The organism is Streptomyces sp. NPDC051180 (genome assembly GCF_040689545.1).
GTDB lineage: Bacteria > Actinomycetota > Actinomycetes > Streptomycetales > Streptomycetaceae > Streptomyces.
On the sequence record NZ_JBFBBC010000015.1, the window covers coordinates 1 to 12,581 of the forward strand.

Annotated in this window: 11 protein-coding genes and 2 pseudogenes; 2 read left to right on the forward strand and 11 right to left on the reverse strand. The window is 71.9% G+C overall.

The window, feature by feature from the left end; all coding sequences use genetic code 11:
* The first annotated feature begins 37 nt into the window (after nt 1–37).
* Both AB0424_RS24445 and mscL read left to right on the forward strand, forming a co-directional pair.
* Nucleotides 38–496, forward strand: coding sequence for a hypothetical protein (locus AB0424_RS24445; protein WP_366308810.1), 459 nt, complete (start codon nt 38–40; stop codon nt 494–496).
* 114 nt (nt 497–610) lie between these two features.
* Nucleotides 611–1,177: a large conductance mechanosensitive channel protein MscL gene (gene mscL / locus AB0424_RS24450; protein ID WP_366308657.1), complete on the forward strand. Its 567-nt coding sequence runs from the start codon at nt 611–613 to the stop codon at nt 1,175–1,177.
* Nucleotides 1,178–1,196: 19 nt separating this feature from the next.
* On the opposite strand, the gene AB0424_RS24455 is transcribed toward mscL, so the two are convergent.
* The 11 genes and pseudogenes from AB0424_RS24455 to AB0424_RS24505 all read right to left on the reverse strand — a co-directional run.
* Nucleotides 1,197–1,418: a hypothetical protein gene (locus tag AB0424_RS24455; protein ID WP_366308658.1), complete on the reverse strand. Its 222-nt coding sequence runs from the start codon at nt 1,416–1,418 to the stop codon at nt 1,197–1,199.
* Between the two features lie 99 nt (nt 1,419–1,517).
* On the reverse strand, nt 1,518–1,949 hold the full coding sequence (locus tag AB0424_RS24460) for a hypothetical protein (protein ID WP_366308659.1): 432 nt from the start codon (nt 1,947–1,949) through the stop codon (nt 1,518–1,520).
* Nucleotides 1,946–2,593: a Rieske (2Fe-2S) protein gene (locus AB0424_RS24465; RefSeq protein ID WP_366308660.1), complete on the reverse strand. Its 648-nt coding sequence runs from the start codon at nt 2,591–2,593 to the stop codon at nt 1,946–1,948. The genes AB0424_RS24460 and AB0424_RS24465 overlap by 4 nt, the downstream gene beginning before the upstream one ends.
* A complete protein-coding gene (locus AB0424_RS24470; RefSeq protein ID WP_366308661.1) occupies nt 2,590–3,189 on the reverse strand; it encodes a 4Fe-4S dicluster domain-containing protein in 600 nt (199 codons plus the stop codon). Before AB0424_RS24470 ends, AB0424_RS24465 begins: the two co-directional genes overlap by 4 nt.
* A gap of 7 nt (nt 3,190–3,196) precedes the next feature.
* Entirely contained in the window at nt 3,197–5,521 is a 2,325-nt protein-coding gene (locus AB0424_RS24475) for a molybdopterin oxidoreductase family protein (RefSeq protein WP_366308662.1), read from the reverse strand.
* Nucleotides 5,518–6,540: an MFS transporter gene (locus AB0424_RS24480; RefSeq protein WP_366308811.1), complete on the reverse strand. Its 1,023-nt coding sequence runs from the start codon at nt 6,538–6,540 to the stop codon at nt 5,518–5,520. The genes AB0424_RS24475 and AB0424_RS24480 overlap by 4 nt, the downstream gene beginning before the upstream one ends.
* Before the next feature lie 180 nt (nt 6,541–6,720).
* Nucleotides 6,721–7,515, reverse strand: a complete 795-nt coding sequence (gene pflA / locus AB0424_RS24485; RefSeq protein ID WP_366308663.1) for a pyruvate formate-lyase-activating protein — start codon at nt 7,513–7,515, stop codon at nt 6,721–6,723.
* Nucleotides 7,516–7,595: 80 nt separating this feature from the next.
* Nucleotides 7,596–9,875 (reverse strand): formate C-acetyltransferase, encoded by a 2,280-nt coding sequence (pflB, locus tag AB0424_RS24490; protein ID WP_366308664.1) that lies wholly within the window; start codon nt 9,873–9,875, stop codon nt 7,596–7,598.
* 161 nt (nt 9,876–10,036) lie between these two features.
* Nucleotides 10,037–11,461 (reverse strand): MFS transporter, encoded by a 1,425-nt coding sequence (locus AB0424_RS24495; RefSeq protein ID WP_366308665.1) that lies wholly within the window; start codon nt 11,459–11,461, stop codon nt 10,037–10,039.
* Between the two features lie 114 nt (nt 11,462–11,575).
* A pseudogene (locus AB0424_RS24500) lies at nt 11,576–11,766 on the reverse strand (nitrite reductase (NAD(P)H) small subunit); the annotation flags it as partial.
* Nucleotides 11,761–12,324: pseudogene (locus tag AB0424_RS24505) on the reverse strand (FAD-dependent oxidoreductase); the annotation flags it as partial. The pseudogenes AB0424_RS24500 and AB0424_RS24505, both read right to left, overlap by 6 nt.
* Between the last annotated feature and the right edge of the window lie 257 nt (nt 12,325–12,581).

Genomic DNA, 12,581 nt, shown 5'->3' on the forward strand with positions numbered 1-12,581 from the left:
GAGGAGGTCGCGGCCCGCGAGCAGGTGGGAGACGGGGATCTCGCGGCTCCCGAGCGGCCCGAGGACGACGAGGTCGGTCGCGACCGGCTCGGGTCCGGGCACCGGCACCGGCCCCGTCCCCGGCGGGTCCGCCGCGGGGGCCGTCGCCGGGTCCGCTGCCGGATCTCCGGCGGGTGGCTCCGGGAGGCCCTCCGCGGCCCGGGCGCGGCCGCCCGCGCCCCTGGTGTCCGCCCCGGTGCGGATCGCCGACGCGGAGACCGTGCGGCTGCTGCGGCCCGGTGACCGGGTGGACGTGATCGCCGCCCCCGACACGGCGCTGGGCGAGGGCGGCGAGGCGCGCGTGGTCGCAACGGGCGTACGGGTGGCCGAAGTTCCGCTTCCGGGCGAGACTCGTGCGGACGGAGGGGCGCTCGTCGTCCTGTCCGTGCCGCGGCCGACGGCGACCGCGCTGGCAGGCGCCGGGGTCACCTCCCGACTGGCGGTGACCTTGTGCTGAATCGCACTGACTGCCTGTCAAGTCACCGTCCCGTGTGTACGGATTGGACGCCTCAGCGCCGTTCACGGCCTAATGACTGCGCACACAGCAGCACACGCGACGAAAGGCACCTCGGTGGCCCAGAAGAAGGAAAGCTTGCTGGGAGGCTTCAAGGCCTTCTTGATGCGGGGCAACGTGATCGACCTCGCGGTCGCCGTCGTCATCGGTGCCGCGTTCACCAACATCGTGAACTCGGTGGTCAAGGGGATCATCAACCCGGTCGTCGGCGCCTTCGGCACCAAGGACCTGGAGAGCTACTCGTCCTGCCTCAAGGACCCCTGCAAGCTCGTCGACGGCGAGATGCAGGGCATCCAGATCCAGTGGGGTCTGGTCCTGAGCGCGGTGCTCAGCTTCCTGATCACCGCGGCCGTCGTCTACTTCCTGATGGTCCTGCCGATGGCCAAGATCCTCGCCAAGCGCGCCGCGCACGAGAAGGCGAAGGAGGGCGTCGCGGAGACCATGGAGATCAGCGAGCTGGAGGTTCTCAAGGAGATCCGCGACCACCTCGTCGCCCAGCGCGGCCCCTCGGCGGGCACGGGGACCGGACCGGGCACGGGGACCGGACCGGGCACGGGGACCGGACCGGGCACGGGCGGCGGATCGGGCACGGGCGGCGGTCCGGGGACGCACCCCACCTCCTGACCCGCGTCGCGCGCGGGGCTCAGAGGTGGTGCGGCGGCTTCTCGTCCAGGAAGCGCGCGAGGTCGGCGGCGCTGTCGCCGCCGGCGGGAGGCCGCTCGCCCCACCCGCGGTCCGTGTCGTCCGCGGACTGCTGGTCCAGCGGATCGTCGAAGACGATCACCGGCTTGGGCCTGTCCGTGACGTCGGATGGGGTGCCGGGCCGCTTCGCGTCTCGCGGTCCGTGGGCGGGGGCGGTGCTCATGCCTTCAGGGTACGCCCGCTCCCCCGCCCCGATCCCGCCCGCTCCCGTCCGGTTCCGCCCTCTCCCTTCCGGTCCCGCCCGATCCGGGCCCTTCCGGCGTCAGCGGTCCTTCGGGTCGAGCGCCCACAGCCCCAGGACCACCAGGAACGACAGGACGAGGAAGCCCGCACCCCACCAGGCGGTGCCGGTGTCGCCGGTCATCCACTCGTCCACCACGATCGTCAGGCCCCAGAGCTGGCCGATGACGACCGTGAGCGCCAGCGCCAGACGCGCCGACAGCTTCGAGGAGCGCTCCGGCTCCTGCTCCGCGCCCGCGCCCGGCCCCGGCCCGGTGTGCCGGATCCGGGGATCGCCGTAGCCGCTGGTGGGACGGATCTGCGGATAGCGCTCGTGCACCGGACGGTTCAGCCGCGGCTGCGCGCTGCCCGGGGTGTACGCGGGAGGACGCGCGGGCTCGGGGTCCGGGCCCCCGGCGGGTGCGGCCGGCGGCCGCGGCGCCTCCGGGTCCTGGGGGAACGTGCCGTCGCTCATGTCCGCTCACTCCTCTCCGCCGCCTCGCGGCCCGGGGCGCCGGAGCCGAAGCCGGGGCAGCCCGGCCGGTCCTGGCCGTTCTGGCGGCAGAAGCCCTCGACGGCGCTCTCGCCCGAGCGGGCCGTCCCGACCGCCCAGACGCTGCCGTCGAGCTGCTCGACGAGCAGCACCTTGGGCAGGCCGCGCGGCGGCGGGCCCGCGGTGACCTCTCCCGTACGGGCGTCGAAGATCCCCTCGTGGCAGGGGCAGTAGAGCTCGCCCTCGCTCCCCCGGTCCTTGCGCCACAGGACGGCGCAGGCGAGATGGGTGCAGACGGCGGAGTAGCCGGCCAGGGTGCCGTCCTCCATGCGGACGGCGATCGCCCGGTCCTCGTCACCGGGGTAGCGGAAGGCGAGGGAGTCCCCCCGCTCGATCCGGTCGGCGATCCGCTTGGGCTCGGGGGCGTCCTCGCTGTCGCCGTGCCGGTGCAGGATGCCGGAGGCGACGGCGACGCCGCCGACGGCCAGGCCGCCGGAGACGGTGGCGACGATCCGCAGGTAGTCGCGGCGGGTGGTCAGCGAGTCGGCGGCGATCCGGTCGTGGAGCGCCTCCTGGGCCGCGTCGCGGGCGTCCGGTGCGGGCGGCTGCGGGTCGGTGACGCTCACCGGACGTCCTTTCCGTTGATCTCGACGACGGGAAGCCCGCCGGGCACCGGCCACTGGACCTTGTCCGCGGGAACGACCATCGCCACGCCGGTGGAGACGGTGGTGGAGCCGAAGGTGAAGGAGTCGGCCACCTGGACGCCGGGGCGTTCGGCCCGGAGCTCGTCGAGGGTGCCGTAGAAGAGGGCGCCGGTCGGGCAGACGGTGGCGCACATGGGGGCGAGGCCGTAGGCGGTGCGGTCGTAGCAGAGGTTGCACTTCATCTGGAGCTTCGCCTGGAGGTCGATCTTGGGGACGCCGAAGGGGCAGGCGTTGACGCAGTTGGCGCAGCCGATGCAGCGGGTGGTGTCGGCCTGCTGCACGACGCCGTCGGCGGTCACCAGGATCGCGTCGGCGGGGCAGACCTCGGCGCAGGGCGCGACGGGGTCCTCGCAGTGCATGCAGACGGTGGGGAGGGAGGCGACGGATCGCCCCTCGTCGGGATAGTCGAGGTGGATCATCGACTTGCCGCGGTGGGAGTCGCATTCGCGGCAGGCCGAGACGCATGCCTGGCAGCCGATGCAGCGGCCCGGGTCGATGAAGATCGTGCGGCCCATCATGTGCGGGTCAGCTCCTCTCCGCGGTGCCGCGGCCCTGGGGGGAGGTGGGGGGCAGCGGGTCGGTGCGGGAGACCTGGGTCTCCGGGTACGCCTGGTGTCCGGGGGCGGTGGGCGGCGCGGGGACCTCGTCGATCCGCTCGGCGGCCTCGATGCGGGCCGCGCAGACCTTGTACTCCGGGATCTTGGAGCGGGGGTCGAGGGCGTCGATGGTGAGGGCGTTCGCCGCGGTGGGGACGGGCCAGTGGTAGGGGACGAAGACGGTGTCGGGGCGGATGGCCTCGGTGACCAGGGCGGGGAAGACCTCGCTGCCGCGGCGGGTGACGACACGGACGGGGTCGCCGTTGCGGAAGCCGTGGGAGGGATGGACCTCGACCCAGGGCCGCGGGGTCTGTTCGACGAGGGCGCCGAGCCGGCGGGTCTGGTTGCCGGAGAGGAAGTGGGCGACGGTGCGGCCGGTGGTGAGCGAGAGGGGGTACTCCTCGCTGTACGGGTCCATCGGCGGGTGCCACTCGACGACCTGCAGGTGGATCCTGCCGTCGGGGTGGTAGGTGCGGCCGTCCTCGAAGAGGCGGGGGGTGCCGGGGTGCTCGGTGCTCGGGCAGGGCCAGGCGATGCCGCCGGTCTCCTCCAGGCGGTCGTAGGTGATGCCGTAGTAGTCGTTGACCGTTCCCGCGGAGGCGATCCTCAGCTCCTCGAAGACGGAGCGGGAGTCGGGGAAGTCGAACTTGTCCCCGGCGCCGAGCCGGCGGGCGAGTTCGCACATGACCCAGGTATCGGTGCGGACGCCGGCCGGGGGCTCCTGGGCCTTGTTGTGCTTGACGACCCGGGCCTCGGCGTTGGCCATGACGCCCTCGTCCTCGGCCCAGACGGTGACGGGGAAGACCACGTGCGCGTTGGCGGCGGTCTCGGAGAGGAAGAAGTCGAACTGGGCGTGGAACTCGAGGGTGTCGTAGCCGTCCTTGACGGTGGCGTAGTTCGGCAGGGAGACGAAGGGGTTGTTGCAGATGCCGACGAGGCCCCGGATCTCCTGGCGCTGCATCTGCCAGACCATCTCCATCATGGAGGTGCCGGCGAGCGGGAGTTCGGCCTCGTCGATGCCCCAGATCTCGCAGATCTGGCGGCGGTGCTCGGGGTTGGTGATGGAGCGGCCGCCGGGCAGGAGGTCGGACTTCTGGCCGTGCTCGCGGCCGCCCTGGCCGTTGCCCTGGCCGGTGATGGTGCCGTATCCGGCGCCGGGCCTGCCGATGTTCCCGGTGGCGACGCAGAGGTTGATGATGCTGAGGCAGTTCTCCACGCCCTGGGAGTGGTGCTCGACTCCGCGGGCGTGCCAGGCCATGGCCTTCCCCGCGCCGGCGAAGACGCGGGCGACCTGGCGGATCTGCTCCTCGGGCACGCCGCAGATCTCGGCGGAGCGGGCGGGCGGGTACGCGGCGACGGTCGTGCGCACCTCGTCCCAGCCGGTGGTGTGGGCGGCGAGGTAGGTCTCGTCGGCGAGGCCCTCGGCGACGACGACGTGCAGCACGGCGTTGAAGAAGGCCGAGTCGGTGCCGGGCTTGAGGGCGACGTGGATGTCGGCGGTGCGCGCGATGGCGGTCTCGCGCGGGTCGACGACGATGAGGCTCGCGCCCCGGTCGCGGGCGCCCCAGAGGTACTGGGTCATGACGGGGAAGCACTCGCCGACGTTGGAGCCCGCGATGAGGAGGCAGTCGGTGAGGAGGATGTCGGAGAAGGGGTTGCCGGCCCGGTCGATGCCGAAGGCGAGCTTGTTGGCGCCGGCGGCGGAGACCATGCAGAGGCGGCCGTTGTAGTCGACGTGCCGGGTCCTGAGGGCGACGCGGGCGAACTTGCCGACGAGGTAGGTCTTCTCGGAGAAGAGGCTGGCGCCGCCGAGGAGCCCGAAGGCGTCGTTGCCGTGTTCGCCCTGGATGCGGCGGATCTCGGCGACGGTGTGGTCGAGGGCCTCGTCCCAGGAGACCTCACGGAACTCCTCGTCGCGGTTGCGGCGCATGAGCGGGGCGGTGAGCCGGTCGGGGTGGTTGACCTGCTGGTAGGCGTTGATGCCCTTGGGGCAGAGCCGCATCCGGTTGATGTCGTGGTTGCGGGGTTCGACGCCGAAGACCTTGCCGCCGCGGTCGACGCGGAGGTACATGCCGCACTGGACGCCGCAGAAGCAGCAGTGGGTGGGGACGAGGGTCTCGCCGTTCTGGTCGGCGTGCCAGCGGTCGGCGGGGATGCCTCCGGCGTCGCGGAAGTTGCGGGTGCCGGGCGGGGCGAGGGAGGGGTCGAGCGGCACCGGCCGCCCGGGGGTGGTCGCGGGGTCGGACGCGGTCACTTGAAGCCCTTCTTCACGTGGTCGAGGTAGGCGTTGCCGCGAAGGACGCGCTTGCAGCGGGGGCAGTACTCGGCCCACTCGTCGAAGCCGAGGTCGAGGTCGCGCATGGTGCCCTTGAGGTTCTCCACGTACGGGGCGGTGTCGATGGGTTCGTGGCAGCGGCGGCAGGCGAGCACCTCCTCCTCGTCCTTGCGGCGGGAGGTGTACTTGAAGAGCTGCATGCCGACGGCGGCCGGCCGCTGGACGATGTGGAAGAACTTCCCGAACGGGATGTAGATGAGGGTGAAGACCACCGAGACCATGTGCAGGACGGCGAGGAACTCGTATCCGCCGCCGTGCAGGAAGATCGACGAGAAGGTCAGCAGGAGCCCGGTCACCGAGATGACGACGAGGCAGATCAGCGGCACCAGGTCGTAGGCGAAGCGCTGGCCGGTGATGGCGCCCCGGTCCTTCATGCGGCGCCAGAGGAAGTAGGCGGCGCCGGCGATGACGAGGACGGCGGCGATGTCGAGGCCGTGGAACATCAGCCAGCCGAGGACGCTGAGCGAGTCGAAGCCGATGACCTTGAAGCCCCAGATCCGCATCTCGTAGCCGGGACCCGAGCCGGTCGACGAGGTGAAGGTGAACCAGCCCCAGGTGAGGGGGAAGGTGATCGCGGCGGCGAGCAGGCAGCCCCAGAAGACGAGCTGGTGGGCGGCCCAGCGGGCGTGGGAGCGGGCGCCGAGGAACTTCTGGAAACCGAGGTAGGTGGCGATCATCCTCGGCAGGGCGGTGGGCGCCTTGCGGAAGTTCGCGGCGGAGAAGAAGGAGCGCCAGCCCTGCCGGAAGAGGCGCTTGGCGCCGGGGGCGGAGATCCAGACGGTGTAGCGGTAGGCGACGCCGAAGGCGAGGAAGACGGTGGCGACCGCGTAGGGCAGCAGGGCCGAGTCGAAGTCGCGGAGCAGCCGGCTGCCGAAGACGATCGCGATGATCAGGAGCACGGCGACGACGCCTCCCGCGAGGGAGGCGCGGCGGCGCACGGCGGCGGGGCTCTGCGGCGGAGCTCCGGCGGCCGGTGGCTCCCCCGGGGCGGCGGTGGGGGCCGGGTCGCCCGGTCCGGGGGTCGGCTCGACTGTCTGCGGTGGCTCGGTCACGCGGCCACGGTAAGACCGTATGGGCCCTTTTTCCTGTTTTGCGTGGTCGTCGGGTGAGTGCGTCGCTCAGACGGCGTGCAGGCCGTGGGCCTGGAAGACCTCGCGGGCCGCGGCGACCTGCCGGGGTGTCGGGGAAGGGGTGTCGTGCAGGGTGAACGGCATGTCGAGCGCCTGCCACTTCGCCTCGCCGAGCTTGTGGAAGGGGAGGACGTCCACCCGGGAGACGTTGCCGAGTCCGGCCGCGAAGGCGGCGACGCCCTCGACGTTCGCCGGGTCGTCGGTGAGTCCCGGGACGAGCACGAAGCGGACGTGGACCTCCTGGCCGAGGTCGGCGAGGCGCCGGGCGAAGTCCAGGGTCGGCCGCAGCGGGCGACCGGTCACCTTCCGGTAGGTGTCGGGGTCCCAGGACTTGATGTCGAGCAGGACGAGGTCGGTGTCGCGCAGCAGGGCGTCGGTGGCGCGGACCCCGAGGAAGCCCGAGGTGTCGAGGGCCGTGTGCAGGCCGAGCTCGTGCTTCATCCGGTGCAGCAGCTCGCCGGTGAAGACGGGCTGGAGCAGGGGCTCGCCGCCGGAGAGGGTGGCGCCGCCGCCGGAGGCGGCGATGAAGCGGACGTACTTGCGGGCCTCGGCGATCACGTCGTCGGCGGAGGTGCGCGTGCCGTTGCGCATCCGCCAGGTGTCGGGGTTGTGGCAGTAGAGGCAGGTGAGGGGGCAGCCGGACAGGAAGGTGACGAAGCGGGTGCCGGGCCCGTCCACACCGGTGGACAGGTCCCAGGAGTGCACCGAGCCCTCGGAGGGCCGGTGGGTCGCCGCGGCGGCCGGCGTGGCGGGGACGGCGGGCCCGAGGGCGAGGGCGGTCATGGCGGGGGCCTCCTTCGGAGGGTGTGGGGGCGCGGCCCGGGGCCGGGGGTGAGGGGCCACCGGCCCCGGGCGCTCGGGGGCTACAGCGAGCCGTGGAAGGTGCGGTTCAGGACGTCGAGCTGCTGCTCGCGGGTGAGCCGGACGAAGTTCACCGCGTACCCGGAGACCCGGATGGTCAGCTGCGGGTAGTCCTCCGGGTGCTCCATGGCGTCCAGGAGGACGTCTCGGCTGAGGACGTTGACGTTCATGTGGAAGCCGTCGCTCGCCATGTAGCCGTCGAGGACGCCCGCGAGGTTCGCGATCCGCTCCTCGGGGGTGCGGCCCAGGCCCTCGGGGGTGACGGTGTGGGTGAGCGAGATGCCGTCCTCGGCGTCCTCGTAGGGCAGCTTGGCGACCGAGAGGGCCGAGGCGACGTAGCCGTGGGTGTCGCGGCCGTTCATCGGGTTGGCGCCCGGGGAGAAGGGCTCGCCGGCCCGTCGCCCGTCGGGCGTGTTGCCGGTCTTCTTGCCGTAGACGACGTTGGAGGTGATGGTCAGGACGGACTGGGTGTGCTCGGCGTTCCGGTAGGTGGGGTGCCTGCGGATCTTCCGCATGAACTCCTCGACCAGGCCGACCGCGATCGCGTCGACGCGCTCGTCGTTGTTGCCGAAGGCGGGGTAGTCGCCCTCGATCACGTAGTCGACGGCGAGGCCGGTCTCGTCGCGGACCGGGGTGACCCGGGCGTACCTGACGGCGGCGAGGGAGTCGGCGGCGACGGAGAGGCCGGCGATGCCGCAGGCCATGGTGCGGCGCACGTCGCGGTCGTGGAGCGCCATCTCGATCCGCTCGTAGGCGTACCGGTCGTGCATGTAGTGGATGACGTTCAGGGCGTGCACGTAGACCTCGGCGAGCCACTCCATCTGCGTGTCGAACGCGGCCATGAGCTCGTCGTAGTCGAGGACCTCGGAGGTGAGGGCGCCGGTGGCCGGGCCGACCTGGGCGCCGGACTTCTCGTCGCGGCCGCCGTTGACGGCGTAGAGGAGGGTCTTGGCGAGGTTCACCCGGGCGCCGAAGAACTGCATCTGCTTGCCCACCGGCATCGCGGAGACGCAGCAGGCGATGGCGGTGTCGTCGCCGAAGCGGGGGCGCATCAGCTCGTCCGACTCGTACTGGACGGAGGAGGTGTCGATGGAGACCTTGGCGCAGAACTCCTTGAAGCCCTGCGGGAGCCGCGGCGACCAGAAGACGGTCATGTTCGGCTCGGGGGCCGGTCCGAGGTTGTAGAGGGTCTGGAGGTAGCGGAACGAGGTCCTCGTGACCAGCGGCCGGCCGTCTTCGCCGATGCCGGCGAGGGACTCGGTGACCCAGGTCGGGTCGCCGGAGAACAGCTCGTCGTAGTCGGGGGTGCGCAGGAAGCGGACGATGCGCAGTTTGACGATGAAGTCGTCGACGATCTCCTGGGCACGCTCCTCGGTGAGGACTCCGGAGTCGATGTCCCGCTGGAGGTAGACGTCGAGGAAGGTGGAGGTCCGGCCGAGGGACATCGCCGCGCCGTTCTGCTCCTTCACGGCGGCGAGGTAGGCGAAGTAGAGCCACTGGACGGCCTCGTGGCCGGTGGCGGCGGGGCCGGAGACGTCGTGGCCGTAGGAGGCGGCCATCGCCTTCAGTTCGCCGAGGGCGCGGATCTGCTCGGCGAGCTCCTCGCGGAGGCGGATGGTCTCCTCCAGCGAACGGCCGTCGGCGGGAAGGGAGTCGAGCTCCGCCTTCTCCTCCCTCTTCACCTCGACGAGGCGGTCGACGCCGTAGAGGGCGACGCGGCGGTAGTCGCCGATGATGCGGCCGCGGCCGTAGGCGTCGGGGAGGCCGGTGACGATGCCCGCCTTGCGGGCGGCGCGGATCTCGGGGGTGTACGCGTCGAAGACACCGGCGTTGTGGGTCTTGCGGTACTCGGTGAAGACCTTCTCCAGCTCGGCCGAGACCGGGTAGCCGTAGGTCTCCAGCGCGCCGGCGACCATGCGCCAGCCGCCGTACGGCATGATCGCGCGCTTGAGCGGGGCGTCGGTCTGGAGGCCGACGATCAGCTCCCGGTCGCGGTCGATGTAGCCGGGGGCGTGGGCGGTGATGGTGGAGGGCACGTCGTGGGAGACGTCGAGGACGCCCTTGGCGCGCTCCTCGGGGAAGCGGTCGGTGATCGCCTTCCACACGGCGGTGGTCCGCTCGGTGGGGCCGGCGAGGAAGGAGCCGTCGCCCTCGTACGGCGTGTAGTTCTGCTGGATGAAGTCGCGGACGTCGATGGCGTCGCGCCAGAGTCCGCCCTTGAAGCCCTTCCAGGCCGTCTCGTTCACCGTCGCCTCAGCAGGGGTAGCAGTCACTGCCCGCACCGCCTTCTTCGAGTCGTTCGATCGCGTCGTTGCTTGCCTCCATTCCACTCCTTCCGATCGATCGTTCCGGGCGGCGTTGGTCACCTCTCGGAGGTCCTAGGTCCCGCCCCGGACATGCGAAAGGGCCCCGCCGGAGCGGGGCCTTTCCGCGGGGCGCGGGATCAGCTGGGCGCCTCGGCGTTGCGGCGGGCGTAGAACCACCAGGTGACGACCGTGCAACTGGCGTAGAAGGCGACGAACCCCCACATGGCGCTGGTCACGGACACCGAGGCGAAGAGGGCGGGGATGAAGAAGAAGCCGTAGGCCGCGACGGCCGAGGTGAAGCCGGTGACGGCGCCGGACTCCATCTCCGCCTGCTTCAGCGCCCGGGCGTACTCCGGGGTGCCCTCCCGCAGGCCCTTGAGGTGGGTGCCGCGGAAGATGACCGGGATCTGGCGGAAGGTGGAGCCGTTGCCGATCCCGGAGAAGAAGAACGCGGCGAGGAAGCAGAGGAAGAAGCCCTGGAAGGAGCCGCCGGCGCCGCCCGAGGGAAGGAAGGCGATCACGCCGACGATCGAGGCGGCCATGCCCACGAAGGACAGGATGGTGACCCGGGCGCCGCCCCACCGGTCGGCGATCCAGCCGCCGCCCCAGCGGGCGAGCGCGCCCACGGCGGGGCCCATCCAGGCGTAGGTGGCGACGGAGTAGTCCGGGAACGTCGTCTTGATCAGCATCGGCAGGGCGGCGGCGAAGCCGATGAAGGAGCCGAAGGTGCCGACGTACAGCCAGGTCATCAGCCAGTTGTGCTTGCGCTTGAAGATGATCTTCTGCCGGCTGAACGGGGTGGCGGCGACCTTCAGGTCGTTCTGGCCGAACCAGGCGACGACGGCGAGCACGAGGATCACCGGGACCCAGAGGAAGGCGGCGTTCTGCAGGTGGACGGCCGTGCCGTCGGCCTTGTGCTGGGCGGAGCCGATCGCGAGGGCCGACCATGTGATGACGATCGGGGTGAGCAGCTGGACGACGGAGACGCCGAGGTTGCCGAGACCGCCGTTGATGCCGGTCGCACCGCCCTTCCTCGCCTTGGGGAAGAAGAAGCCGATGTTGGCGAGGGAGGAGGCGAAGTTCGCGCCGCCGATGCCGCAGAGGGCGGCGATGGCGACCATCACGCCGTACGGGGTCGTCGGGTCCTGGATCGCGATGCCCAGCCAGATCAGCGGCACGATCAGGACCACCGTCGACAGGGCGGTGAAGCGGCGCTGGCCGACCATCGGGCCGAGGAAGGTGTAGAGGATCCGGGCCGTGCCGCCGGTCAGACCGGGGATGGCCGTCAGCCAGAACAGCTGGGAGGTCGAGAAGCCGAAGCCGACGTCCTTCAGGTTGGTCGCGGTGACCGACCACACCTGCCAGACGACGAACGCCACGAGCAGCGCCGGTACCGCGATCCAGAGGTTGCGGCCGGCGACCTTCCTGCCGATGGACTTCCAGAACAGCTCGTTCTCGGGCTCCCAGTCGGTGATCGACCTGCCGGGGCGGTACTGCTCCGTGTCGTACGAGACGGCGGGGTCGCCGCCCGTCCTTCTGCTGTCCTGGACTACGGAACTCATGGCACTTCCCTGACTTCCCTGGCGCTCGGGGACTTCCTTGCCCTTCCAGGCTGCGCCGGGGCACGGGGGGCGGGTGAGTGCCGATGGTCTCCGGACGGGCGGGTGAAGGTCCTGTCAGCGGGGGGACGGAGGGACCGGGAGGACCGGCAGGGCGACCTCGGGGTCGTCGAGGCAGACGCCGGTCCGCAGGTCGAACTCCTGCTTGTGCAGGGGGACGCGACCACCGGCACCCCGTCCCGGCTGCCCATGATCCCGTCCGCGACGACGGCCGCGCCCGTGAAGGGGTCCCGGTTGCCCACCGCGAACTCGACGACGTGCGCGGCGAGTCCGAGGGTGCGCAGGGCTCCGGCCGCCTCCAGGCCGAGGAGCCCGCCGCCGACGACGACGCCGGTCCGGGCGTGCGCGGCGTACGCGGTGAGCGCGTCGACGTCGTGGAGCGTGCGGTACGTGAAGCAGCCGGGGGCGTCGGCGCCGGGGATCGGCGGCACGAACGGGTACGAGCCGGTGGCCAGGACCAGTGCGTCGTACCCGACGACCGCGCCGGAGGTGGTCGTGACCGTGCGGGCCGCCGTGTCGACGTGCTCCGCCGGGTCGCCGAGCCGCAGGTCGATCCCGTGCGCGGCGAGGAACCCGGGTGCCGACAGGCCGAGCCGGTCCGGATCGGTGCCGGTGAAGACGGACGAGAGGTGCACCCGGTCGTACGCGGGCACGTCCTCCTCGGCGAGGACCGTCACCCGCCAGCCGGGGCCCGCGGGGTCCGCCGGGTCCGCGAGCGCGCCGCGCTCGGCCAGCGCCTCCAGGAGCCGGTGGCCCACCATGCCGTGGCCGATGAGCACGAGGGTCTGTGTCCGTGGGGCGGCCATGGCGGTCTCCGTGGGGGTCGCGGGTCTCTTGCCTCCGACCGTAGGAGCGCGGGACGGGCGTGTCGGCGCCGTGAAGGTCCCCGAACCCCGGGACTTGCGGCCCGCCCTCCGGGGTCTTCCGGCGGCGCTCCGGGCCGCCGCCACGGGCCTAGCGTGGCCTCGTGGGGCCGCGCGGGCGTACGACACCGCCGGGCGCGGCCCCACGGACGACGCCGGCCGGCCCGCCGGCGGTGCGGCCGGCTGCGGAGGAGGCACGG